The organism is Neobacillus oceani (genome assembly GCF_046237595.1).
In the GTDB taxonomy this organism is placed as follows: domain Bacteria; phylum Bacillota; class Bacilli; order Bacillales; family Cytobacillaceae; genus Bacillus_D; species Bacillus_D oceani.
In genome coordinates this window covers 1,197,819-1,221,604 of record NZ_CP143543.1, presented here as the reverse complement: position 1 = coordinate 1,221,604, position 23,786 = coordinate 1,197,819, and the positions used below count along the sequence as shown (strand labels likewise).

The window sequence follows — 23,786 nt, the reverse complement described above, 5'->3', positions numbered from 1 at the left end:
TTAGGTGTTATGATCTTTCGTTATATAGATGGCACGCCACCCAATGCTCCGGCTGGACTTCCCTGAAATCGGGAATCATTTCGGCGCAAATGGACATGGCATGCGGACATCTCGTACGGAACCGGCAGCCGCTCGGCGGGTTGACCGGACTGGGGGGATCCCCCTGAAGCACAATCCTTTCCCTTTTCGCGGCGCCTGGTTTCGCGACAGGAATCGCCGACATTAATGCCTGCGTGTAAGGGTGGAGCGGCTCGGCGAAAAGAGCATCGCTGGTTGTAAGCTCCATCATTTTCCCTAAATACATCACGCCGATACGGTCGCTAATGTGCTTGACCATCCCGAGGTCATGCGCGATGAACAAATAGGTCAACCCTTCCTGTTCCCTCAAGTCCTCGAGAAGATTGATGACCTGTGCCTGGATGGAAACATCGAGCGCCGATATCGGTTCATCCGCGACGATGAACTTTGGATTGACGGCAAGCGCCCTTGCGATTCCGATCCTCTGCCGCTGCCCGCCGCTGAATTCATGCGGATACCTCCGGGCATGCTCGGGGCGGAGGCCGACGCGTTCAAGCAAATCATAGACTCGCTCCTGCCTTTCTTTTCCTTTTGCAAGGCCGTGGGCGTCAATGCCTTCGGCGATGATGTCCCCAACCCGCATCCTTGGGTTCAGAGATGCGTGCGGATCTTGGAAAATAATCTGCATTTCCCGGTTGGCGATCGCCTTTTCCTTTCTTCCAAGCGTGCTTAGGTCAGCTCCGTTGTAAAACATTCTGCCCTCGGTCGGATCCTGCAGGCCGACAATCGTTTTACCGAGCGTCGATTTGCCGCTCCCTGATTCACCGACTAGGCCAAAGGTTTCCCCGCGTTTGATTTCAATCGAGATATCGTCGACGGACTTAACGGTCTGGTTGTTTTTGATCGTAAAATACTTCTTTAGATTCTCTACCTTAAGAAGTATATCGGAGGCAGCGGACTGTTTTTCCGCGGCTTCTTCGAGCAATTTGGCCATCAGTTTTCCCTCCCTGCTGCCACAAGGTCTTCAGCCTTTGGGGCTCTTGGATCGTTTAACCAGCACCTTGCATAATGCCCTGATTCCGTTTCGAAAGCCGGTGGCATTTCAGAAAGGCAGACTTCCATCGAGTATTTGCACCTTGGGGCAAAAGGGCAGCCCGCCGGCGGCGAAAAAAGATCCGGCGGAGATCCTTCAATCGGGATCAAACGCTCCTTTTCAGTGCTTGTATGATCCGGAATGGATTCCATTAGCCCCCATGTGTACGGATGGCGGGGGTTTTCAAAAAGTTCGCGGACTGAGCCGCTCTCGACCATCATTCCGGCATACATGACGATAACCCGTTCCGCGGTTTCCGCGACAACGCCAAGGTCATGCGTGATAAGGATGATCGCGGTATCAGTTTTTTCTTTTAAATCCCTCATTAAATCCAGAACCTGCGCCTGAATGGTCACATCGAGCGCGGTCGTCGGCTCATCGGCAATCAGCAGTTCAGGGTTGCAGGCAAGGGCAATGGCAATCATTGCCCTTTGCCTCATCCCGCCGCTGAATTCGTGGGGATATTGATTGTATCGCTCTTCCGGGTTCGGGATGCCGACTAGTCGGATCATGTCGATCGCGCGTTTTTTCGCTTCTCCTTTCCCGAGCTTCTGATGGACAATCAGCCCTTCCTCGATTTGCTTGCCGATTTTCATGGTTGGATTAAGCGACGTCATCGGGTCCTGGAAGATCATACTGATCTTAGACCCTTTCACTTTTTGCATTTCACGATTTGATAGCTTTAGAAGGTCCCTTCCTTGAAAAAGGACCTCCCCATTTTTGATAATGCCGGGCGGTGTCGGGATAAGCCCCATGACCGTCTGGACCGTGACGCTCTTTCCGCTTCCGCTTTCCCCCACAATGGCGACGATTTCGCCTTTATTTACATGGAAAGAAACATTGCGGACTGCCTTTACCTCGCCGCCATATGTTTTAAAATTCACTTCGAGGTTTTTTACTTCGAGTAAATGGCTCACAATTGCTTCCTCCTATTTCCGGTTTCTTGGATCCAAGGCGTCCTGCAGTCCGTCCCCGAATGCATTAAATGCAAACATTGTCAGCGAAATCAAGAACCCAGGGAAGAACAGCCTCCACCATTGTCCGCTCAGGATGACTCCGAGCGCGTCGTTTGCCATCGTCCCCCAGCTTGCGAACGGCGCTTGCACGCCAAGTCCAAGGAAGCTGAGGAACGATTCGGCGAAAATGGCCTGTGGGATGGTAAATGTCAGGTTGACAATGATGATGCCGATTGCGTTTGGCAAAAGGTGCCTAAGGATGATTTTCGCATGGGACGTCCCGAGCTTTTCCGCTGCCATCACATATTCCTGTGATTTTAATTGGAGAATTTGGCCCCTTGTAATCCTTGCCATGCTAACCCATCCCGTAACGGTCAGAGCGATAATAATCGAAATGACGCCAGGCTCCATAATAACCATCAGCAAAATCACGATCAAAAGGTACGGTATTCCGTAAAGAATTTCGATAATCCTCATAATGATGTTATCGATACGGTCGCCCTTCTTGCTGCGGCCCGCCATGTACCCGGCAATCCCTCCGATTGTGACTCCAAGCACGAGGTCAATAAAAGCCGCTACAAAACCGATTGTTAGTGAAACCCTTGCCCCGTACCAGGCGCGCGCCCACATATCCCGGCCGAGGTCATCTGTTCCAAACCAATGCTTGCCGGGCGCCATGTTTCCATTCGCCAAATCCTGGCCGGATGGGGTGTATGGAACCATCTTCGGTCCGAAAATCGCAAAAAACACGATTGCGATAAGAATCGACATGCCGAGTACGGCCAATTTGTTTTTCATGATATTCATTGCGGTTTCTTTCCAAACACTCAGTGACGGGCGCTGGATTGGGTCCACGATTCTTTTGTCGGGAGAGACAGGAACAAACAACGTGCTTTCAATTTTTTTTGCTCCCATGTTACTTCCCCCCGCTCGTCAGTTTAATTCTCGGGTCGATTAGCCTGTAGGAAATATCGATAAGGAACAGGATGACCACAAGGATGGTACTGAAAAAGATTGTCGTTCCAAGTATGACGGGATAATCCCGGTTAAAGATGCTATCAACGAAATACTTCCCGAGGCCGGGAATCGCAAAAATCTTTTCGATGACGAACGTCCCAGTAATCAGGGCGACCGCCAACGGACCGATAAAGGTAATGACCGGCAGGATTGCATTCCTGATTCCGTGCTTAATGACAAGCCGAGGTGTTGAAAGTCCTTTGGCATTGGCTGTCTTTATGTAATTCTGGTTCATGACGTCAATCATGCTCGAACGCATAAACCGCGCGATAACGGCCATTGGCGAGGCTGCAAGCGCGAGTGAGGGGAGGATGCTATGCTGGAAGCTTCCCCACGAAGCAACCGGGAGCAGCCGCCATTCGACTGCAAAATACTTGATTAACAACGGCGCCAATATGAAGCTTGGCACCGAGATGCCGAGGATGGCAATCATCATCGCGAGGAAATCAATTGGCTTATTATGGTTGAGCGCAGCAATGATTCCAAGCAGAAGTCCAAAGATCAGGGCGATGGTGAGTGCTTGTATCCCCAATGTTGCCGAAGCGGGTAACCCGTCCGCGATAATGCTGTTCACTGTGCGGGTTTCCGATTTAATTGACGGGCCGAGGTCCAGCATCGCAAGGTTTTTCAAATACAGGGCGTACTGGACCGGCAAAGGCTTGTCCAAATTGTATTTCGCCCGAATGTTTTGCAAAACTTCCTCCGGCAGGACATCCGCATCAGACGCGAATGGATCCCCGGGTATAAATTTCATGATGACAAAGGTTAACGTAATAATGACCCAAAGTGTCAATAGCATCGTTAATATCCTTTTGACAATGTACATCTCCATTCACCTCGCTATATTTAATGGTTTTGCGGACGGTTCCTTTTTCAAATTGATGCCGATTCTCCGAAATAAGTGATTTGCTTTTCAAAACTTAACGGCTTAGGCTATTAACTACTTAAGCATTCACCGATCCGAGGACGCCGTTTGTGGCTGTCATCGCGATGATGACGCAGCCCCACATATGTTTGTAGGCTGTGACCATGTCATCGCATGTGAAACGGATGCTTTTCGGGCCGGTCAGTTCGACTGTTGGCAGGGTGGTTGTCATTTTTGCCTGCTGTGGGCCTTTGAATTTCAAGTCAAATGTGACCGGGCCTTCGCCAATCACAAGCGGCTTTGCCTGTTTTGCTTTTTTAACAGCCGCTTCGGCCTTCTCCCGGATTTCCCTGCGCGCAACTTCTGGATGGAGAAGCTCGGCTGCAAAGCGGTCCACCGCTCTTTTTGTTACGGCTCCTTCCACTTCCGGAAGGGTTTCCTGGACTTCTTTCACATAGGCGTCATCACCGCTGATGAACAACGCCGGGACTCCCATCGAACCGGCCACATAGGAATTCATTTCCGTTTCACCGACGACCTTGCCGTTGATTTGCATTTCTTCGACGCAAATCCCTGCCAGTGTATGGCTAATCACCGTTACATCAGAGCCGCCTTCACGCCCGTGGTGGCCGACGAACATAATGCCGTCAAATGACTCATCAAGTCCCTCCAGCTGGCACATCACCCTGTTATTCCCGGAAATGAGACGGGCTCGCGGATCGAGCTCTTCGATAATGATGTTCGACATGTTGCCGTGTCCATCCGCGACAATGACCTCGGTCGCTCCCCCGTTAAATGCCCCTTCGATTGCAGCATTTACATCCGCTGTCATCAGTTTGCGGAAACGCTGATATTCCGATGGCGTTTTCAGCTGCTGGTTTGTCGCGACCCCGGAAATGCCTTCCATGTCTGCGGAAATAAAGATTTTCATATTCTCTCCCCCATCATTCGAATAGTCTGTTTTTTATTTAGAGAGTGGGCCTATCCACTGTTCTCTTACTCTATTAAAATTCGAATTTCTGATTTTCTCTAAGATTCACGAAAAATGCTTTGAGTGTTCTTTTAAAAAATCGGATACCGAATGTTCGTATCCGCATGGCCCGGATAAGCTAGCCAGTGTTTTTAACAGTTTAATCAAAGCCCCGTCTCCTCAAAAGTACTCGTACGAATTCTTGAACACTTCAAGTTGAATGATTGAATTCACGTCAGTAATGCTAGTTAGTTCATTTATTTTCAAAAGGGTTTGCGTTATGTCATCCTGGGTGGGAACCGCAATTTGAACCAAAAGGGAATATGGGCCAGATGTCATGGTTATGTACCTGATTTCCCGGAACTTTTTGAGTTCCTCCACTGCATCCTTCACTTTTTGCGGCTGGACTTTCAATAGAATGATTGCGCCGGCCTTTACTCCAATTTCAACTGGATTTACCACCCCGAAAACGCCCATAATCCCGTGATCCAACAAATTCTTGTACCTCAGCCGGACGGTCTTTTCGGTCACATTCAGAGCCGATGCAATTTCCGAGAACGACATCCGTCCATCCCTTGCCAACTGTTTGATGATACCCCTGTCTAGCTCATCAATCTCATACTTCATACACATTCCCCATTCCTTTTTGATACTTTTTTCCTATTTTTGTTCCAAAATCAGTATTTTACATTTATGTAAATATCAAAATTAAGTAGCATTTTTTGTGTTTTGTAACTTTTTAAGAAATTAAAGAAAATTATAGTGAATGAATTTTCAAAAAGCAAGAATTATATGAAAATTTTATTATTTTGTAAAAAACAAAAAATAAAGCCTTTACCTCCAAGAAGGTTTGCAGGATTTAGGAAAAGGCAGGAGAATTATCTATATACCAATAAAATTTATTCTCTTTAAGGGGGCAAAGAGTGTGTGGTTTAAAAGGAAGCAGAAGATTTCGAAATCCGGTGCGCCAATTTACAAATACAATTCGGTCGAGACGAAGTTTGAGGGAATTAGGGATTTTGACGACGAGGCGAAGGAGATGTTTGAGGAGCATATCGAAAAGCATATCGGGAAAATCAACATGGTGTTCCATGAGATTATCTCGAATATCGTCCATGTTGATGTGTACCATGTTGCTCCTACAAAAGAGCGCCCCTTCCATACGATGATCACGCATGGGATGAGCGATCTTCCGATGACTGTCCCGGCAGGCGCGGAAGACTGGAGATACGCTGAGCTCGTTTGCTTTTTGCCCCAGGAGTACGATGTAACCGAAGAGGGATTCAAGGATGAACGGAATTACTGGCCGATTCGGAATATGAAATTCCTGGCCCGTTTCCCGCATGAGTACAAGACATGGCTCGCTTACGGCCACACCTTGCAGAACGGAAACCCGATCGAGCCATTTATCGATGGCACGAAGCTCTGTGCCTCCCTGCTGATTCCGCCAACGATTGTGGATAGTGAATTTTTCCGGCTAAAAGTAAGGGAAGACAAACTGATCAATATTTACAACGTATTCCCTCTCTATCTTGAGGAAATGCAATTTAAAATGGACCATGGCATTGACGAACTGACCGAGAGATTTGACCAATTCGGGGTCAATGATTTATACGATTTGAATCGTGTTAATACATGCAGATGACTGCCTCGTTTTTTGTGAAATACCTACGAAAAAAACTGCTAACCGAATAGGATAACGGGTCGGTTCTGAGGTGAAAAATTCAAATTTATAGTGCTATTCACTAGCAATTCGCACTATAATTAGCAGACAATTAAGTGAGTTAATTGGCATAAAAAATGGTTGGAGCAATTTGATGCTCCAACCATTCTTTTGTCATTAATTTCTTTAACATTAGCACCCGTATGTTTAAGTGAAGAATCTCACAAAACAACATTATCAAACGAATTAATCCAAATTTACCAAGAAATATTAATATTGTTGCTTCAAATCGTTGTATATTTCTTTTGCTTGTTTATATATATCATTGTTTGGCTCGATTTCATAGTTTTCACCGCTATAACCAAGATTAAATATGCCCTTATCGTCAATTACTAAAGTTCCTGAAATTTGGTCATTATAGAAAAATATTATAGTTATTGCCTTTTCATAATTAATTTGTTGGTTGGTATGCCCAGTATATTTGATGTCATTGTATGCATCAACCAATGACTGAACAGTTTCTTTCTCCACTTTATTATAAGCACTGTACGAACTCTGTCCTAAAGTAATATCAAAATAATCCGCTTTAATTTTCTTTACAGAATTATTACTACAACTGCTTACAATTAAAAACAATATTAGTATTGTAGAAATAAATAAAGATTTTCTCACAATTCCACTCCCTCTAATCTACACCGATAAAAATTGTTCAACTCCCCGTTTGTTCAACAAAAAAGCCACTCAGTTTTAGTGGCGAACCATTAGGATCTATTTTGGTCTTATTTCAAATACAGTTTTTCCAAATTTCTTAGCTCCTTGGGCTTCCCATTCTAACTCAAACTCAAGAATAGAATTTTCCTTGGAATAGACGCTCTCCTTATAATCGGCACTACCAAATGTAGGTGCAGGTACAAGAGGTTCCATTCCATTATAGGTAATTTTGGTTTTATCATAATTAGTAAGAGTAACTTTAACTGGTGTATTCCCGAGGTATTCTAACTGTGTGTCATATACCCATTTGTTTTTATCTTTTCTTGGACTTACAGATATATCCCATTCCTGTATATTTTCCTTCACGACTTGTTCAACATTTAAACTTTGGGGCATTTGCGGTACATTCTGACAAGCATTAAGGGTAAAAACAATCGATATAAGGATAATTATACTTTGACGCATAAAAGTCCTCCTGAAAAATAGTGGTAAGGAACATATTCGTCGGTTAATTTTCAAATCCTTCTTGAGCTAACCTGCCCCGTTACTCTAAAAAGAACATTGTTACAGGACCACAAATCCTAAGATGATTATTAATATTGTAAAAACTTTTGTGAGACAGCCACCTTTTACTAAAGCTGAAGGATCACCAACCATTGCACGGTTTACTGCATCGGAGAAATTACCCATAGGATTGTTTTCCAACTCTTTTCTCCGCATTTTTTCTTGGTCATCCATACTCACAAAATCATCCCCTTCTTTCAGTGGTAAGTATTACGGAAGGAACAGCCTATTAGTTTCAGTATTTTTCTTCTATAACAAACCTGCCCCTTTAGCTTAATAAGGAATTTAACAAAAAGATGCCTTAATCCTTTTAGGATCAAAGCACCCGTTGTTGAACAAGGCATTATTTGAGATTTGTTTTTATGTCATTTTTATAAATGTCCACTTTGTTCGCAGTAAACTTCAAAGATTGTGATTTTCCATTGATTGTAAGACCAATGTTAATGGATAAAGGCAAATCAATTTTTTTAATCATATCTTCTAAGGCATAATATTCATCTTGTTTATCGTTATAAATAACAACTGAAATAATTGATACCTCATCATCTTCTATATCTAGGTTACACATCATAGGATATTTATCGCCATTATTTGTGGTTAATTCCCCCAATACAATTGAACCGTTTAACTCTTCCGTAAAGTTCTTTGTTTCAGATGGTCTTACCCACGTCTCGTCTTGTTCTTCATTGTCTTCTTCATCTAATGCCCATTCCCATATAGGATTTTCCTTTAAGTCCTCAATGGTTAATTCATCAACTGGTTTGCTTTTTCTCATAAATTATCCTCCATTTAAACCTTATAGGTTGGTAATTCTCCAAAAGTAATATTAAATCCTTCTTCAACAAACCTCCCCTTATGTTTAATAAAGAATTCAATAAAAAAGGCGGTTAATCCTTCCAAGATCAACGCACCCATTAGTTCAAGAAGGACTACTCCTTTTAGTTTTGAAATGGCCCTAATTTGCCATAATCACATATTAATTAATAGCCTCATATCTTGCCTATAACGAAAAAGGAGGCAAATATGACTTATGACTACAAATATTGATTATACTTCTCCATTAACGCACTACACGTTTGATGTAAATAAAAGCCATTTGTTTGTTAAAGATAATCAAAACTTGATTAATGTGTTAGGTAAAGAACAATTGAATACACTGGAAAATACATCACTTCTTGACATTTTTCTAAGTTTAGGCAATGTCGTAGAACCACATTATCACCAAAACGCCGCTCAATTAGTTTATTGTATTTCAGGAGCTGCTACTGTATCGATACTAAACCCATTCACAAAACGATTGTTAAATTTCCATATTACACCTGGCCAAGTAGCAAATGTACCAAAAGGATGGTGGCATTACGAAGTAGCTACTGCTAATAATACTCATCTTTTAGCAATTTTCGATGCACCGAATCCAGAAGTCATTTTAGGTTCTGATATCTTAAAATTTACCCCTTCAAATATTATGGCACATACTTATTGTCTTGATGAAGAACAGTGGAAAAACGTAACTGAACCTATAAAGCCAAGCACGTATATAGGACCATATAAGGACTGTAATAAAGCCAAGTATAGAAAACAACAATTTTATAATCGACTATATCAGCAATACCAACCATACCAGCGGTACTCTAAATATTCTCAATATAGATATTGATTCCGAAAAGAAAAACTGTCACAATATTATGTCGCAGTTTTTCTTTTCGGATTTTTTTTACGTGTCAAAATACAACATTCTTCTTAAACATTCCTGCCCCGTTAGCTTAATAAGAAATTCAATAAATAGGTGCCTTAATCCTTTTCGGATCAAGACACTAGTTACTTCAAAAAAAACTTATCCATTAAGTGTTATTCCTTCAACATCACATCTTATTTTGTAAAAGTCCACAATCAATGGATGGGTTTCTTTGGTAAATTCCAATTTTTCTAATCTTCTTTTACCTAACCTTCTATCAAACATTGAATATGCCTTAATAATAATATTCTCAGAATTTATCGCTTCATCGATAGACAATGAACCATAATCCATTAAGGGTGAATAAAGATGATAACTTTCAAAGATGTTTTGATTTATCATGATTTCTTCAGCATCATCCGATGCCTTTATTAGTTCCTGTCGTTCTTCAGAGTTAAACATTACATCCCAATCTGCGTTATAGGGAATTCCTTTCAGGTTCTTTTCTTCTTTAATTTGTTGATATAGTTTCTCATGCTTTACTGCATATGTAACATCAGAAGCACTTAGTATTTCTTTTTTATCGAATGTAATCCATACTCTACTTGGACCGTCATGGAATTTCCGATATACTGTTGCATATATCTTGATACGTCCTTTTAATTTGTCACATAAAAAACTTTCTAATGTAGATTTCGTCTTACTCCATTGCAATACAATCACCATCTCTTTTCAGGTAGTCTCGTTTTCTTATATATTTTATGGTTTTCTTGAACATTCCTGCCCCGTTTGCTTAATAAGGATTTCAACAAAATGGGCGATAATCCTATTGAATCATCGCCCCCGTTAACTGAAAAAGAAAGTTATTTTTTCCTTCCGATGTAAAGCAAGTGAGTTGAAATTCCCAGAATATATGGGTCTGTTGCTATTTCTTTTAGTAAATCAACGAGTTTTTTTACTTCCTGTTCACCTTTGCCTCTCCAGTAATTCCAACTCTCATTGTTTAAAACAGCACCCGCATTTGAACCTATTAAGTCTAATGTTTCAAATCCTTGCGATTCCATAAAAGGATTAATATCTTCTATATTAAAATAATACGCACCTGTAAAACGTCCCTTATCTGCGTGATTAAAGCATCCTGTTTCAGAAAACTGACTAATGGTGTCCAAGTTATTATTAGGTCTCCAATTCTCAGGAAATATGAGTGATGTTAGTACGTGTCTTATTCTAGGCATAAAAGCAACAAAAACCAGTCCATTCTTTTTTGTCACTCTGTATAATTCTTTTATTGCCTTTATACGATCATTTTCCTTCTGTAAATGGTACATAGGACCAAGCATTAATGATGAGTCGAACTGTTCCTCTTTAATCATATTAAGTTCTCTGGCATCAGCTGCATAAAACCCTTCAAATTGCCCCTCTAAATTAAGTTCTTTTGCTTTATCTCTAGCAATTTCAACTAATCTTGGCGTTAAATCGGTCAGAGTTACCTTATAACCATCTTTAGCTAGTTCCATTGAGTATTTTCCTGGTCCTGCACCATTATCAAGAACGTACCCCGTTTGAGGCATATATTTCTTTATATAATGCCAATTTACTTGAAACTCAATTGGTTCTCGGTCAAGCCTTCCCCACTCATCAAATTGATTGTAATAGGTAATTATCTCACTCATAATTTACACCTATATCCTTTTTTTAGTTATTTAATTCGCTTAAAAGGCTTTAAGTCCTTCTTTTACTAAACTCCCCCGTTTGTTCAATAAGGATTCAACAAAAACATTCATGATTCCTTCTACTCCTAACCCTGGAATGAAAATTTGTCACTGTCTTTATGTTCCTTGAGTAAAAGGGTAGCCTTCAAACCGGTATAACGTGCATATGATAATGAGTCGCCCGAGAGAACTTAACATAATTATCCAAAGACCGACTAAAATTTCTGGAAAATTAATTCGCATATGAATTCGTACGGTGACCATAACTTTTGTCATCGTGCTAAAAGGAATCCGAATGATGGTGCAAATTTACCGCTAAAAATCTTTGATATAACAATAAAAAGAAGCAGTCCTTAAAGTTGTGGACTGCTAATTGCAAGTTAATTAAGTTTTTGTATTAGAAAACCGCACCCGATTCGAATAGGAAAACGGTTTTTAAATGGTGTTACACCCGTTTCTTTATAATCCCTTTAAATTTGCTGGCAGTTCGGATTTCCACGGTCAGCGTGCCCTTTCCGTAAATCGCCTTGATGATGAACGGGGCGCCGCTTGTATTTTTAAAACGGAAGTCGGGTCCCCCGTATGAGACGGTCGCATCCCTTCCGGCCGGGACATATCCTACGCTTAGTGAATGGTTGTGCTTCTCCACGTATTCGACTCCCAGCTGATCGACCGCGTTAAAGAGGGTCGAGGATGTTTGGCAAATGCCCCCGCCGATACCCATAACCAGTTTCTTGTTGACGATTTCCTTGGCGGGCTGGTAGCCATGCGCCTCGTCGCTAGGGCCGACCATTGTATTAAAAGAAAAGATATCACCATCCCCGACAATCACATTGTTGATTGCCTGTGCGGACAGCTCAATGTTTTTCGCCCTACCGGCAACCGAGCTGTCAAATTTGGTAATATATGCAGCAACAAGCTCTTCTGCTAAATGCGCCACATCCGCAGGGTCATAAGTGTTTTCCGTTGTATAGACAGGCAGGACGACATCCCCGCCTTTTTCGGAAACTTGCAGGACCTTTTCCACCAATTCTGCCTCTTCAAGAATGACCCGCGGTTCCCCTTTGATGACGTTGCCGTTAGCGTCAATTCTGTCTAGAAAGCCGCGCCGGTCATATCCGGGCTCGCCATCCTTCCCGACTGCCAGATTCCTCGCCCATTTTTCAAGTTCCTTTTTATATTGCTCGTTATCCGTGCCATAGCCCATGTCCTTTGGGATAAAAGCATAGATGGCATTGCTTACTTTTGGATCTTTTATATAAACGACTGCTGCGGCTGGTTTTTCCACGGGTTTCCTTTCAGGCTCTTCCGCCTTTTGTGGTTCCGTTATATCCGCTGCTTTGACCGCTGTTGGCTCCGCTTTTTTAACCACTTCCACCTGGCTTGAACATCCACCCAAGCCTATTAAACTGCTGATCAACAAGATTGTTACTCTCTTTGTCCGCATAAAACCGCTTCCCCCAACCCGGAAATTTGTTTTAGATTTCAGAAAAGACACACTTCATATTATATTCATTATCTATTATAGGTATCCCTTCAAGTTTATGGAAACACTAATATTTACCAAAAACTTTTGAATTGAGCATACATTTTCCGTTTTCCCATAGGAATTTCCCAAAGATAAACCAGACCATTTGACAAAAAATAACAAAAGTTCTTATGTCCATTCTGATATTCAGCTTGTATACTATTTTTAGATTAAAAGAAACTGAAGGGTGGTTGAAAGTTTGAGGTCTACGATAGAAGTTTGCCTTCAGGAAATGGCCGATCACATAATAAGCCAGAAGGAAATTCTCGCCCGCGAACGGTTTGATGCCGATTTGAATACATATTCAAATAAAGTGGATGAATCGTTAAAGGAATGGCGGGAGAACTTGATTTCTATTTTTGCCCGTTCGATTTTTGATAGCTTGGAAAAGACGTATCGCCATTTGCAGGCTTGGGGATCCGAGGGGGTCAACCTTCTTTTCAACCTCGACCTTCCATTGGATTTGGCGATTGAGGAAGTACGGTTCTACCGGAATTCAATTGGCGAGATTCTTAAAAAGGAATCCGTGAAGGCAGACTTGTCGATTCCTGAGTTTTATGAAATTATATCGCGCTTCGATTCCGTTGTTGACCGTGCGGTACATTGGCTCAGCGTAACGTATTCAAATACATATGCCGCCCGGATTACGGCAGCAGAGCTGACTTCGATAGAGCTGTCCATACCGATTGTCAGAATAACCGAACAAATTGGAATCCTCCCGTTAATAGGGGATATCGATACTAAGCGGTCTCAGGAACTGATGGAAAAGGCTTTGAAACAAGGGGCGGACCTTAGTTTAAGCCACATGATCATTGACTTATCCGGGGTTCCGATAATCGATACGATGGTTGCTAACCATATATTTAAAGTCATTGATGCACTGAAATTAATCGGCATCGAGTCCATTTTGACCGGCATCCGCCCGGAAATCGCCCAGACGATGATCAGCCTCGGCATCAAGGCGAGCGGTATTTCTACGTTTGCAAGCCTCCATAACGCTGTTAAATATCTTCAGGCAAAAAACTAACCTTTAAAGTACATTCCCGCCGAATGTACTTTTTTTATTGCCAACTTACCGCGTGTTTGAAGTTCATTAAGTGACAACGTTTGGGCTAAATCCTGAAAAGGTGCCACTCATAACCGAATGAATTATTCTGGATACGGATTTTAGATAGTAGAGCGTAAACCCGGGCATACTTTAAAAAAACAAATAGGATACAAACTGGGGCAAGCTGCCGCTTCCGTTGTATCCTTTTTTAAATGAATTTGTGGTTATTCTGTTTTCAGCCAGTTTTGTGACCAGTTTTCGATGTCTTTCATCAAAGGTTCCAACGCCTTGCCTTTGTCGGTCAGCGAGTATTCGATACGGACAGGGGTTTCTGGATAGACCTGGCGGTTGACGATTCCTTCATTCTCTAAATCCTTCAGCCTTTCGGAGAGGACTCTCCCGCTGACGCCGATGGAAGATTCAATGGTGCAAAAGCGCTGCGGCCCCGACAGGAGCTGGTAAATGATCAATCCTGTCCATCGCTGGCTTAGCAGACCCATGGCTTTTTCGAATTTGGGGCAAATAGATTTATCCAACTTGATCAGCTCCTTTAATCTCCATTATACCCGTTTTAAAAAAAAATTAAATTACTTTTTACAATTATATATACTTGACGTAATTAAATTTTAAAAATATAATAACTTACATAAAGTAACCTACTAATAAAACAAACAAGGAGGTGTTAAATATGAATTTTCACCGTGAACCGGCAACATTCGTTGGGCAGGTAAATCTGAAAGTGCAGGATTTGGAACGGTCCATCTCTTTTTATAAAGAAGTTATCGGCTTTAAAGTTTTGGATCAGTCTGAACGAAAAGCAAGCCTTACCGCTGATGGGAAGACGGTTCTATTAACGATAGAGCAGCCGGAAGCTATCAGGCCGAAGCAAGCTGGAACGACCGGGCTTTACCACTTTGCCCTGTTGTTGCCGAAACGCTCCGACCTGGCAAGTATCGTTGGGCATTTTATGAAAATTGGCCAGCGGATTGGTTCATCCGATCATCTTGTCAGTGAGGCCCTTTATTTATCGGATCCGGATGGAAACGGTATTGAGATTTATATCGACCGCGACCCTTCCGAATGGACCTGGTCTGGTGATGAAGTCGCCATGACTGTTGACCCACTGGACTTCGCTAGCCTTCTTTCCGGCGGCATGCAACAATGGGAAGGCCTCCCTGCTGAAACCGTGATGGGGCATATCCATTTGCATGTAGCCGAGTTGCCTAAAGTGGAGCAATTTTACACAAAGGGACTTGGGTTCGAGGTTGTAAACCGTTTCGGTAGCCAGGCGCTCTTTATTTCGACAGCCAAATACCATCACCATATTGGATTGAACACATGGAATGGCGTCGGAGCTCCGAGGCCTGATAAAAACAGCCCTGGGCTCGAGTCCTATACGCTGGTTCTTCCTAACGAGGAATCAAGGGGCGCCGTTGTGGCGAATTTGAAGGCAATTGGAGCGGATGTCACAGAGGAAGCTGGCGGTTTCTCGACCGCGGATCCATCCGGAAACCGGATTATCCTCGTGGTTTGATTTTGAAGCAGTTCTAACGGAGGGAAGAAAACAACTATGATGGAAATCGGCCTTTATACTTTGGGCGACATTGGCCCCGAGCCTTTTAGCGGTACTACCATTAGCGCCCGGCAAAGAATTAAGGACATTATCGAAGCCGCAAAACTAGCGGAGGAAGCGGGACTTGATTTATTCGGGGTCGGTGAGCACCACCGCCTGGACTATGCTGTTTCTTCCATTCCTGTTGTGCTAGCTGCGATTGCCCAAACCACGAGTAGGATCAAGCTGACGAGCGCAACGACTGTTTTGAGCACGGTCGACCCGGTGCGGCTGTTCGAGGATTTCGCAACACTCGATCTTGTTTCCGATGGCCGCGCGGAAATCATTGCGGGAAGAGGTGCTTTTATTGAATCCTTCCCTTTGTTCGGATATGACACGGATGATTATGACGCCCTATTCACCGAACATATCGAGCTATTCTTAAAGCTGAGTAAGAACGAACGCATTACATGGAACGGCCAATTTCGCCCTTCATTGCGGAATGCGGAGATTGCTCCGCGTCCCGTTCAAAAGGAGATTCCTATCTGGGTTGGCGTCGGAGGTTCCCCTGAAAGCGCGGCGCGTGCCGGCAGGCTTGGAGTGGGCATGGCAATTGCCATCCTAGGCGGAATGCCGGAACGATTCAAACCGCTTGTTGACCTATACCGCAAAACCGGTATCGAAGCCGGGCACCCTGCAGAGCAACTAAACGTTGGAATCACAGGCCATGGGTACATTGCGAAAACGACCCAGCAAGCAATGGATGAATATTATCCTTATTACTCCAATTACTGGTCCTATGTAAATCGCCAGCGTGGGATGGGCGGAATGATAGGAAGAGCAGACTTCGATCGCATGGCTGGCCCGGATACGGCGTTGTTCGTCGGCAGTCCGCAGCAGATTGTCGAAAAGATTCTTTATCAGTACGAATTGTTTGGCCATACCCGCTTTTTGGCGCAGATTGACATTGGCGGTTTGCCATTCAAAAAGGTCGCGGAGGGTATCGAACTGCTAGCAACGCAGGTCGCTCCGATTGTCCGAAGGGAAACAAGTAAAGATAGCAACTAGAAATTGCAACTAGACATCATTAAGGCGGTGCAGAAAATGGGGTTTTTTACTAAATTGTTTGGTACATCAAAGGAGGAAACTACAATGGCAGCAGAAAAATTGAACATCGGGATTATTCTAGGAAGTACCCGCCAAGGCCGGGTTAGCCCACAGGTAGGCGCTTGGGTGAAATCAATCGCTGACAAGCGCGGAGACGCAAACTATGAAATCGTGGATATCGCAGACTTCAACCTGCCATTCCTAGGAACAACCGATGGAACAGAGCCAGGAATTGCGGCATGGAACGAAAAGCTTGCACACCTTGACGGATTCGTGTTCATCGTTCAGGAATACAACCACAGCATTTCAGGTGCATTAAAAAATGCTCTCGATTTCGCGCGTGAAGCTTGGTACAACAAGGCAGCAGGAATCGTTAGCTATGGTTCAACTGGCGGAGCACGCGCAGCCGAGCATTTGCGCGGCATTTGCGGCGAGCTGAAAATTGCGGATGTCCGCACACATCCAACTCTGTCCCTGTTCACTGATTTTGAAAACGGATCAGAGTTCAAGCCACAGGAGCTTCACCTTACAAACGTCAACGCCATGCTTGATGAAGTTGTATCTTGGAGCGGCGCGCTGAAAACAGTTCGATAATAGTTTGATAGACAAAGAGCGGGTTTTAGGCCCGCTCTTTTTATATTTCAAAATATACTTTAATGAATATTGATGATAAAGGTGGCACCCGTAAAAAATTTATTTTAAAAAATACTTTACATGGCTCCCTGTTCCTCCTGCTATAGGAAGAACATAGTTATTTGTATTCTTGCCTATTACCAGTTTCATATTTGTTTTGGTCGTTATATTGATTCCACGAATCGATACGTAGGCATTTAATTTTGCATTTTTTTTGATAAGACTATTCCCCGTAATCGTACCGCTATTATTGCCAGAACGAAAGGCAATCGCCGAAGGCACTTTATATGAAGAATCCTGTACATCCTCCACTCTGTTCCCTGTTACTGCAAACTGCTGATTATGAGTATAAAGGTGGATACCATTAGCGTACGAATTTACCAATGTATTATTTTTTATAACCAAATCTCTCGTATAGGAAGCCTGGATTGCACCCGAGATACTATTTCCCTGCTGGCCCGCCTCTATTAAATGGTTTCCTTCAATTGTACAGCCTCTACTATTTTCAGATGGCGTTCCAGCCACAACGATCCCATATCCCTTACCGATTCCTTCAATCCGATTACCTTTTGCCGTACACTTTTGTGAACCAAAAAGCTCCTTCCCACCTTTTCCTGTTGCGTTTACAAAAGCAATTCCAACCTTCGTATTTCGGATTGTATTATTGTTAAACGTAATATTTTCGCCGCCATGAGTGTCAAGGGCCTCCCATAACGGAATGTCCTCAATGATGCTGTTCGTGACCGAACTATTTGTACTCCTCGGGTGTGCGTTTACGTTGCTCTCAGCACCCTTTCGTGAAAAAAAGACTCCGTATGCATTTCCTTTGTTTCCTGGTTTGATTGATTTTATATGGCTCTTGTCAATATGCATATTACGGACTGACAATCCGCCTACCCCAGCAAAACCAACATCACGGATAACTGTATTTGAAATAGTTACCGTATCTGCAAATTCAGCAAGAATACCATAAAAACCAATATCATGAATAAAGGAATCCTCTATAACAATCCGTTGGACATAGTTAGCTGCATTCGCCCCCCGAATCTTTATTCCGACTCCCTTTGAATCTGCTTTTTTATTGCCTGCACCCTGGAGCTCAATCCCATATATCTTTACCCCATTGCCAATTGTCAAAAGCGTTTGGTGTTTTTTATCGTTGTATAGTTTTGATCCATACCCAACTACAGTGGTATTGTCGGGTACTACCAAGCCACTGATTTTAAATGAGCTGCCATATGGCAAAACGATAACTTTACCTGCTCCCAGCTTTAAAGCTTTTTTCAATTGTTCTGTCATGTCTGTATTTTTATCAGCGACAACATATATAATTTTGGTTTTATCAAGATCCGGTATTGTCGGATTAAATCCCAACTTTACCTCCGCAAGATTATATAGTCCATCATTGTCATAATCCTCATATCCATCTGGAACTCCATTTTTATCAGTATCACTCGATTTTGGATTGAGATTTAGCTGGTATTCGACCAAATTCGTTAACCCGTCTTTATCGGGGTCTTCGGAAGCAGTCAGCTTGTTGGTTAGTTCAAGCCCATATTTCTTTTCCCAACGATCATCTATCCCATTTTTATTATTGTCTAAAACTAACTGTCCATTCGCTGCTAATACAGTTGGAACTAACAAGAAAAAAAGCATGACAATGATAACCATACTTATAACATGAACCTTTAGTTGTTGCATCTTCTTACCCCTTTTTAACGAACCCTTTTAAACCATTGTTAGAAATATAAGCAGATTTAATTAGTTCTTTTATCATGGTATATTCTCACCATTTAAACCATTATATACTATTTTAGGTATTTATATATGGGTAAAAAGATACAATCAATCGCTAAAAAAACATATTTTTGGAAACCACAAAACACTTAGCTTCTAGGATAGGATATCTCCGGGTAATCACGAACGTGCCGTGAAAAGAAAAAAGCACTCGTTGCGATGTCGCATCGAATGCTTCGAATCATTACCCAATATTAATCATAAGTTTAGTGCCTCACATCTAATAGTAATTTTAACTCTTTTATTTGTTCCATGTGCCGTTGTTCATGCAAATAGATTTGTTCAATCCACTGGTCAAGTGGTAATTCCCCTAAGGCAGGATGCTTAAATGATTTTTCCGCCAATATCGATTTATCTTCTATTGTACTAAGGAAACCCAGTAATTTTTCTCTCGAATCGTTTAACAAATCAACCATTGACTGAACTTCAAATGGTTCTGTACCTGGTTCAACGATTTCAGGAGCTTGAAACTTTTTCGTGCGATCCAACATAAGATGAACGTTTTTACGTTCTGTTCGAGTATCATCAACCTGTTTTAATCCCCATGCAATAGCCTTTATTGTTGCCTGTTCCACTAAAACTAAGTGATGGCAAACTTGTGCTATACTCCACATATCCGTGCCAATCCTACTATTAAATTGAGTATAACTTAATGAAGTAATCTCCTTTACTAAGTTACTTCTCGTTTCATTCAATTTGTCATTTACTAAATTACTCATGATATTCCCCCTTCACGAAAGTAAATATCTAGGTTCCTATCCTGTATATATTCTCTACTGTGAAAAGTATTCTTGGAGTAATATTTTACTTTACTACAATAAAACATTTATCACCGATGAGTGGGGGCACGAGAAACGATTATCAACCTGCAGGTCGATATCAATCAAAAACCAACTTCAATCGGAAGTACACGGAAGAGTGGACGCACGTTTGAGCAGGAGTTCGCGTTCCCGTTCGTTTTGTGTAAGCGAAGCCGCTCTAGTGAACTCGGCGAATGCTTCAGCATTGCGCCCAAGCTTCGCTAGCAAATCACCACGGACACTGGGCAAGAGGTGATAGTCTTTCAGCGTCGCATCATTCATCAACGGCTCGATGACCTCAAGTGCTATTTCCGGTCCGAACGCCATCGACAAGGCAACTGCACGATTCAGTTCCACTACCGGTGACGGGGATACTTGCCCTAGAGCATCATACAATGCGGCGATGCGCACCCAGTTGGTCTCCGACACCGTTTTCGACTTCGCATGACAAGCTGCAATCTCCGCCTGGATCCTGTACGGGCCGAACACGCTACCTAGTCTCTCCGCACGTTCAAGTGCATCCAATCCTCGCCTGATAAGAAGTTGATCCCATTGTGCCCTGTTTTGATCTTGAAGCAAGATGGGCTCGCCGGATGCCCCGATACGTGCCCTGAATCGCGATGATTGAATCTCCATGAGCGAAACTAGGCCGTGGACTTCAGCATCTTTAGGGACAAGTTCTGCCAACATTCGGCCAAGGCGAAGCGCCTCTTCGCAGAGCACAGGTCTTATCCAATTCTCGCCTGATGTCGCAGAATAGCCCTCATTAAATATGAGATACAGGACTTCAAGCACCGATGCCAGACGCGCTTCTAAATCGCTCCCTTCCGGCATGTCAAAGGGAACCTGCGCCTCCCTCAAGGTTCGCTTCGCTCTTACGATGCGCTGGGCGACAGTCGACTCTGATATCAGAAATGCACGCGCAATTTCCACCGTCGTCAAGCCACCCCAGAGGCGAAGCGCAAGTGCAATTCGCGCTTCGCGGGAAAGGATTGGGTGACAGGTCATAAAAATTAGGCGCAGAAGATCGTCTTCAACTTCAGTGCCGAGTTTGGCATCGAAGTCCGGTTGATAATAGGAGTCCATCTCTCGGCTCAACTCTGAGTACTTGCGTTTGTGCAACTGATTACGGCGCAGCTTGTCATAAGCTCGACGCTTCGCCGTCGTCATAAGCCAGGCGCCGGGATTGTCGGGTATGCCAGACTCTGGCCATCGTTCCATTGCAATGATGAGGGCATCGTGGGCCAGATCTTCGGCCAGTCCCACATCGCGCACGAGCCGGGTGAGCCCTGCAATCAGTCTCGCCGACTCAATCCGCCAAATGGCTTCGATTGTACGATGGGTATCTGCTTCGGTCACGATTTCTTCCCCCGTTCGACTTTTTTGCGATGTTCAGCTTCTTTGTTTATTCGAATACTTGGCGAAGCTCGATCTGTCCTTCTCCAAGGCCATGCGGATCTGGCGCGCGCATCGCCCACTCGATGGCTTCCTCACGCGACTTCACATCTATGAACCAGTATCCTGCAATTAACTCCTTGACTTCAGTGAAAGGGCCGTCTGTAATGACTGGCCGTTCTCCTGGTACAGGATACGAAATACGAATGCCGTTGGAGCTTGGATGGAGTCCGCCGACTGCCACCAGGACGCCGGCTTTCTTCAGCTCCTCATTGTATTTCGTCATCGCGGCAAACATCTGCTCCATCGCTTCCTTTGGCGTCGTCCCTGCTTCTGAATCCTTCGTAGCCTTCACTATCATCATGAATCTCATTCGTAACTCCTCCTAAGTGTTTACTAGATTAAGAGCTTTTCTAATCCCCTATACGAAGCAGTGGATGAATGCCCTTATATAGTCGACGAATGGCGTACGTCTAAATCGACACGTTTTCAAAATTTAGGTATCCCTATTATTTATAAATTTGTAAACTAGTGTAAAAATGGGTTCTTAGCCAGAGAGTTAGTTATGTGGTTCCTATGTTTTCCATTATTAGCCACATTATATCAGAAGGGAGACTTCTAAGGGCGGGAATAATATAAAAAAACACCCACCTTTATGAAAAATAAAGAGAGTGTTTTGTTTATATTAATTCCAATAAAGCCCTTAAGGCCCCCCTGTAATCCGCGAAGCTTCTGCACGGTATCCCTTTTTAAATTCTTTTTTCATCTGTACCGGGTTTGCAAACCCAATGATGATTTAATTTTTGGATCATTTTTTACGGGGAATGGTCAGTGTCTTCCAATCACTTGATTTTAAAATCTTTGCTATATAAATGATTTGCCCTACATGATTAGAATAGTGGTACATTTGGCGTTCAATGGCTTCTATAACGGAATGTGGTTCATTTCGGATTGTCATTGTTTTTAAAAGGTGTTCCTCCTTAATATCTCCCAATGCAGCTAAAAAGGTTTCCCATCCGCGTTCCCATACTTCCATTACCTGCTCTTTCGTTTGGATATTTCCGACAACAAATTCACCATCACGGTTTCGATTTGGTTTTTCCCCGTCCGTTGTTAAGAAATCCGTCCAACGGGATACCATATTGCCACTCATGTGCTTCACAATGATGGCTATGCTATTGGATTCTTCATTTGGAGTCCAAAATAATTCGCTTTCCGTTAATTGATTCATCGCTTTCTCTGCTGTTACTTTTGCTTCCATAAATTGTTTAGTAACTGTTTTTAAATACTCTGTAGCTATTGTCATGCCCTCACACCTCCGTAATGTTTCTTACTCTATTCTTCAAAAATATGTTTAATCCTTTTATTGATAACTACGTTTGACGCCGACTTTGGTCACTGCTGATGTAGCCAATGGCAATGTTGGGTACGATTTACCACTGGGCGATTCTTGGCAACGACAGACGCGTTTATGGGGCTAGTCAGCGTGATTTTCGCCGGGCTCTCCCTGGCCCGTTCCACTAGGAGTATTGGAAACGGGGGGACGGCGCGGGGACGGCGCAGCCATGGTCGTGGGGCTGATTGTCATAATCTATGCTGCATTACATGTGACCAAATTCCTTGGTGGTCCCGGCATCGGTGAAGAGTATCAGGGCAATCATTGCCATAGTGTTCGGACTGGCAAGCGTAATCCTCGCCGGGATAACGTTGCGCCGCTTACGCTTAACGATGTGATATGCCGTAAGACTGGATTGTGGGTTGCTTCTTTGGAATTTCCCCCAAACTTCTATTGGCACGTGAGTAAAATCTATTGGGGAGCACTCTCGGATATTCCTTGTCTTATTTAGAATCACAATTCCCTCTCAATCACTTATTCTTCTAAGGTTGTTTACCGTGAATTGGGAGGGAAGAATTAAACTTAATGCAATGATGGCCGTACTTAGCGAATAAGTCCGGTAATCCGCCAAGCTCCTGCACCTTTTATAATTTAATATTCTTTTTTCCATCTGTTCCGCAATTTCAATTGCATTTGCATTTCCTTCATTCTTTAATTTTTGAATAATGTTTGTATAATCCTTTTCGTTTCGATTCTGGCTTAATTTATATGAAGCCTGGATGTCTTTCACTTTAACCTTAAACCCAACAATGCCTTTTAATTGATTCTCTATAAGTTCAGGAGAAAGTTTATCCCATAACACTGGGTTTTCACGCTGGTGTTCGTATTTTTCCAGCATGGCCGTTAATTCCTCTATAAGCTCTTCTTTTTCTAAAATACTTGCTTTACCGTACATATGGATAGCCTGATAATTCCACGTCGGTACATTTTCATGCGAGTACCATGAGGAAGAAACATACGAGTGCGGTCCCTGAAATATGACAAGGACATCTCCAGAGGTTTCCAATGTCCTCCACTGAGGATTACCATAAGCCAAATGCCCGGTGAGATAGTAATCATCACATTTTCTCTTTAATCCAAAGGGCAAATGAGTGGCTATTGGTTTCCCTTGCTCTGTCGATACAAGTGTCCCAAAAGAGTGGGCTTTAACGAAACTCCAAATTTCTTCGGCATCTGAAACCTTAAAGTGTTTAGGGATATACAATTAAATTCCGCCTTTCAAAAAACTACTCTAACTTTTCGGTAAATTTTTTATAATTTATTGTCTATGTCCTTAGTTAATTTCA

The 23,786-nt window shown here is 43.0% G+C and carries 25 protein-coding genes and 1 pseudogene; 6 read left to right on the top strand and 20 right to left on the bottom strand.

Annotated elements, in window-relative coordinates:
• Positions 1-7: 7 nt before the first annotated feature.
• The 6 genes from V1499_RS06180 to V1499_RS06155 form a co-directional block, all read right to left on the bottom strand.
• Positions 8-1,012 (bottom strand): ABC transporter ATP-binding protein, encoded by a 1,005-nt coding sequence (locus V1499_RS06180; RefSeq protein ID WP_409274656.1) that lies wholly within the window; start codon positions 1,010-1,012, stop codon positions 8-10.
• Entirely contained in the window at positions 1,012-2,028 is a 1,017-nt protein-coding gene (locus V1499_RS06175) for an ABC transporter ATP-binding protein (RefSeq protein WP_409274654.1), read from the bottom strand. Before V1499_RS06175 ends, V1499_RS06180 begins: the two co-directional genes overlap by 1 nt.
• A 12-nt stretch (positions 2,029-2,040) precedes the next feature.
• Positions 2,041-2,982, bottom strand: coding sequence for an ABC transporter permease (locus V1499_RS06170; protein WP_409274652.1), 942 nt, complete (start codon positions 2,980-2,982; stop codon positions 2,041-2,043).
• A gap of 1 nt (position 2,983) precedes the next feature.
• On the bottom strand, positions 2,984-3,910 hold the full coding sequence (locus V1499_RS06165; protein ID WP_409274650.1) for an ABC transporter permease: 927 nt from the start codon (positions 3,908-3,910) through the stop codon (positions 2,984-2,986).
• Positions 3,911-4,028: 118 nt separating this feature from the next.
• Positions 4,029-4,880, bottom strand: a complete 852-nt coding sequence (locus tag V1499_RS06160; RefSeq protein WP_409274648.1) for a M55 family metallopeptidase — start codon at positions 4,878-4,880, stop codon at positions 4,029-4,031.
• A gap of 219 nt (positions 4,881-5,099) precedes the next feature.
• A complete protein-coding gene (locus V1499_RS06155) occupies positions 5,100-5,546 on the bottom strand; it encodes an Lrp/AsnC family transcriptional regulator (RefSeq protein WP_409274647.1) in 447 nt (148 codons plus the stop codon).
• A 298-nt stretch (positions 5,547-5,844) separates the two neighbouring features.
• On the opposite strand from V1499_RS06155, the gene V1499_RS06150 reads away from it, so the two are divergent.
• Entirely contained in the window at positions 5,845-6,564 is a 720-nt protein-coding gene (locus tag V1499_RS06150; protein WP_409274645.1) for a suppressor of fused domain protein, read from the top strand.
• A 288-nt stretch (positions 6,565-6,852) separates the two neighbouring features.
• On the opposite strand, the gene V1499_RS06145 is transcribed toward V1499_RS06150, so the two are convergent.
• The 4 genes from V1499_RS06145 to V1499_RS06130 form a co-directional block, all read right to left on the bottom strand.
• Complete coding sequence (locus V1499_RS06145) at positions 6,853-7,254, bottom strand: hypothetical protein (protein ID WP_409274643.1); 402 nt, start codon at positions 7,252-7,254, stop codon at positions 6,853-6,855.
• A gap of 96 nt (positions 7,255-7,350) precedes the next feature.
• Entirely contained in the window at positions 7,351-7,758 is a 408-nt protein-coding gene (locus V1499_RS06140) for a hypothetical protein (protein WP_409274641.1), read from the bottom strand.
• A gap of 99 nt (positions 7,759-7,857) precedes the next feature.
• Positions 7,858-8,031, bottom strand: a complete 174-nt coding sequence (locus V1499_RS06135; protein WP_409276238.1) for a DUF6366 family protein — start codon at positions 8,029-8,031, stop codon at positions 7,858-7,860.
• 169 nt (positions 8,032-8,200) lie between these two features.
• Complete coding sequence (locus V1499_RS06130; protein WP_409274639.1) at positions 8,201-8,632, bottom strand: hypothetical protein; 432 nt, start codon at positions 8,630-8,632, stop codon at positions 8,201-8,203.
• A gap of 255 nt (positions 8,633-8,887) precedes the next feature.
• Here V1499_RS06130 and V1499_RS06125 point away from each other — a divergent pair, with 255 nt between their 5' ends.
• Positions 8,888-9,514 (top strand): cupin domain-containing protein, encoded by a 627-nt coding sequence (locus tag V1499_RS06125; protein ID WP_409274637.1) that lies wholly within the window; start codon positions 8,888-8,890, stop codon positions 9,512-9,514.
• Positions 9,515-9,691: 177 nt separating this feature from the next.
• Here V1499_RS06125 and V1499_RS06120 read toward each other — a convergent pair whose 3' ends face one another.
• The 3 genes from V1499_RS06120 to V1499_RS06110 form a co-directional block, all read right to left on the bottom strand.
• Positions 9,692-10,246 (bottom strand): nonribosomal peptide synthetase, encoded by a 555-nt coding sequence (locus tag V1499_RS06120; RefSeq protein WP_409274635.1) that lies wholly within the window; start codon positions 10,244-10,246, stop codon positions 9,692-9,694.
• Between the two features lie 149 nt (positions 10,247-10,395).
• Entirely contained in the window at positions 10,396-11,205 is an 810-nt protein-coding gene (locus V1499_RS06115; RefSeq protein WP_409274633.1) for a class I SAM-dependent methyltransferase, read from the bottom strand.
• 484 nt (positions 11,206-11,689) lie between these two features.
• On the bottom strand, positions 11,690-12,691 hold the full coding sequence (locus V1499_RS06110; RefSeq protein ID WP_409274631.1) for a VanW family protein: 1,002 nt from the start codon (positions 12,689-12,691) through the stop codon (positions 11,690-11,692).
• Between the two features lie 280 nt (positions 12,692-12,971).
• On the opposite strand from V1499_RS06110, the gene V1499_RS06105 reads away from it, so the two are divergent.
• A complete protein-coding gene (locus V1499_RS06105) occupies positions 12,972-13,799 on the top strand; it encodes an STAS domain-containing protein (RefSeq protein ID WP_409274630.1) in 828 nt (275 codons plus the stop codon).
• Between the two features lie 245 nt (positions 13,800-14,044).
• Here the strand turns inward: V1499_RS06105 and V1499_RS06100 are convergent, their stop codons facing one another.
• On the bottom strand, positions 14,045-14,356 hold the full coding sequence (locus V1499_RS06100) for a winged helix-turn-helix transcriptional regulator (protein WP_409274628.1): 312 nt from the start codon (positions 14,354-14,356) through the stop codon (positions 14,045-14,047).
• A gap of 152 nt (positions 14,357-14,508) precedes the next feature.
• Between V1499_RS06100 and V1499_RS06095 the strand changes: the two genes are divergently transcribed.
• From V1499_RS06095 to V1499_RS06085, 3 genes are read left to right on the top strand one after another with little or no spacing between them, the layout of a single operon-like run.
• Positions 14,509-15,354, top strand: coding sequence for a VOC family protein (locus tag V1499_RS06095; protein WP_409274627.1), 846 nt, complete (start codon positions 14,509-14,511; stop codon positions 15,352-15,354).
• A gap of 39 nt (positions 15,355-15,393) precedes the next feature.
• The gene (locus tag V1499_RS06090) at positions 15,394-16,440 is read left to right on the top strand and encodes an LLM class flavin-dependent oxidoreductase (RefSeq protein ID WP_409276237.1); all 1,047 of its coding nucleotides are present in this window, start codon (positions 15,394-15,396) and stop codon (positions 16,438-16,440) included.
• A gap of 36 nt (positions 16,441-16,476) precedes the next feature.
• The gene (locus V1499_RS06085) at positions 16,477-17,073 is read left to right on the top strand and encodes an NADPH-dependent FMN reductase (RefSeq protein WP_409274625.1); all 597 of its coding nucleotides are present in this window, start codon (positions 16,477-16,479) and stop codon (positions 17,071-17,073) included.
• Between the two features lie 99 nt (positions 17,074-17,172).
• Here the strand turns inward: V1499_RS06085 and V1499_RS06080 are convergent, their stop codons facing one another.
• The 6 genes and pseudogenes from V1499_RS06080 to V1499_RS06055 all read right to left on the bottom strand — a co-directional run.
• Positions 17,173-18,813 (bottom strand): right-handed parallel beta-helix repeat-containing protein, encoded by a 1,641-nt coding sequence (locus tag V1499_RS06080; protein WP_409274623.1) that lies wholly within the window; start codon positions 18,811-18,813, stop codon positions 17,173-17,175.
• A gap of 302 nt (positions 18,814-19,115) precedes the next feature.
• Positions 19,116-19,628, bottom strand: coding sequence for a DinB family protein (locus V1499_RS06075; RefSeq protein WP_409274621.1), 513 nt, complete (start codon positions 19,626-19,628; stop codon positions 19,116-19,118).
• Between the two features lie 177 nt (positions 19,629-19,805).
• Positions 19,806-21,068 carry an RNA polymerase sigma factor gene (locus tag V1499_RS06070; protein ID WP_409274619.1) on the bottom strand — a complete coding sequence of 421 codons (1,263 nt, stop codon included), beginning with the start codon at positions 21,066-21,068 and terminating at the stop codon, positions 19,806-19,808.
• A gap of 46 nt (positions 21,069-21,114) precedes the next feature.
• Complete coding sequence (locus V1499_RS06065; RefSeq protein WP_409274618.1) at positions 21,115-21,477, bottom strand: YciI family protein; 363 nt, start codon at positions 21,475-21,477, stop codon at positions 21,115-21,117.
• Positions 21,478-21,912: 435 nt separating this feature from the next.
• Positions 21,913-22,410: a DUF1572 family protein gene (locus V1499_RS06060; RefSeq protein ID WP_409274616.1), complete on the bottom strand. Its 498-nt coding sequence runs from the start codon at positions 22,408-22,410 to the stop codon at positions 21,913-21,915.
• 688 nt (positions 22,411-23,098) lie between these two features.
• Positions 23,099-23,704, bottom strand: a pseudogene (locus tag V1499_RS06055) (FMN-binding negative transcriptional regulator); the annotation flags it as partial.
• Between the last annotated feature and the right edge of the window lie 82 nt (positions 23,705-23,786).

Excerpts from the sequence above, each read along its gene's own strand:
- V1499_RS06180 (WP_409274656.1), bottom strand. The coding sequence starts at position 1,012 with ATGGCCAAATTGCTCGAAGAAGCCGCGGAAAAACAGTCCGCTGCCTCC.
- V1499_RS06170 (WP_409274652.1), bottom strand. The coding sequence starts at position 2,982 with ATGGGAGCAAAAAAAATTGAAAGCACGTTGTTTGTTCCTGTCTCTCCC.
- V1499_RS06165 (WP_409274650.1), bottom strand. The coding sequence starts at position 3,910 with ATGTACATTGTCAAAAGGATATTAACGATGCTATTGACACTTTGGGTC.
- V1499_RS06160 (WP_409274648.1), bottom strand. The coding sequence starts at position 4,880 with ATGAAAATCTTTATTTCCGCAGACATGGAAGGCATTTCCGGGGTCGCG.
- V1499_RS06155 (WP_409274647.1), bottom strand. The coding sequence starts at position 5,546 with ATGAAGTATGAGATTGATGAGCTAGACAGGGGTATCATCAAACAGTTG.
- V1499_RS06140 (WP_409274641.1), bottom strand. The coding sequence starts at position 7,758 with ATGCGTCAAAGTATAATTATCCTTATATCGATTGTTTTTACCCTTAAT.
- V1499_RS06135 (WP_409276238.1), bottom strand. The coding sequence starts at position 8,031 with ATGGATGACCAAGAAAAAATGCGGAGAAAAGAGTTGGAAAACAATCCT.
- V1499_RS06130 (WP_409274639.1), bottom strand. The coding sequence starts at position 8,632 with ATGAGAAAAAGCAAACCAGTTGATGAATTAACCATTGAGGACTTAAAG.
- V1499_RS06125 (WP_409274637.1), top strand. The coding sequence starts at position 8,888 with ATGACTACAAATATTGATTATACTTCTCCATTAACGCACTACACGTTT.
- V1499_RS06115 (WP_409274633.1), bottom strand. The coding sequence starts at position 11,205 with ATGAGTGAGATAATTACCTATTACAATCAATTTGATGAGTGGGGAAGG.
- V1499_RS06110 (WP_409274631.1), bottom strand. The coding sequence starts at position 12,691 with ATGCGGACAAAGAGAGTAACAATCTTGTTGATCAGCAGTTTAATAGGC.
- V1499_RS06095 (WP_409274627.1), top strand. The coding sequence starts at position 14,509 with ATGAATTTTCACCGTGAACCGGCAACATTCGTTGGGCAGGTAAATCTG.
- V1499_RS06090 (WP_409276237.1), top strand. The coding sequence starts at position 15,394 with ATGGAAATCGGCCTTTATACTTTGGGCGACATTGGCCCCGAGCCTTTT.
- V1499_RS06085 (WP_409274625.1), top strand. The coding sequence starts at position 16,477 with ATGGGGTTTTTTACTAAATTGTTTGGTACATCAAAGGAGGAAACTACA.
- V1499_RS06080 (WP_409274623.1), bottom strand. The coding sequence starts at position 18,813 with ATGCAACAACTAAAGGTTCATGTTATAAGTATGGTTATCATTGTCATG.
- V1499_RS06075 (WP_409274621.1), bottom strand. The coding sequence starts at position 19,628 with ATGAGTAATTTAGTAAATGACAAATTGAATGAAACGAGAAGTAACTTA.
- V1499_RS06065 (WP_409274618.1), bottom strand. The coding sequence starts at position 21,477 with ATGAGATTCATGATGATAGTGAAGGCTACGAAGGATTCAGAAGCAGGG.
- V1499_RS06060 (WP_409274616.1), bottom strand. The coding sequence starts at position 22,410 with ATGACAATAGCTACAGAGTATTTAAAAACAGTTACTAAACAATTTATG.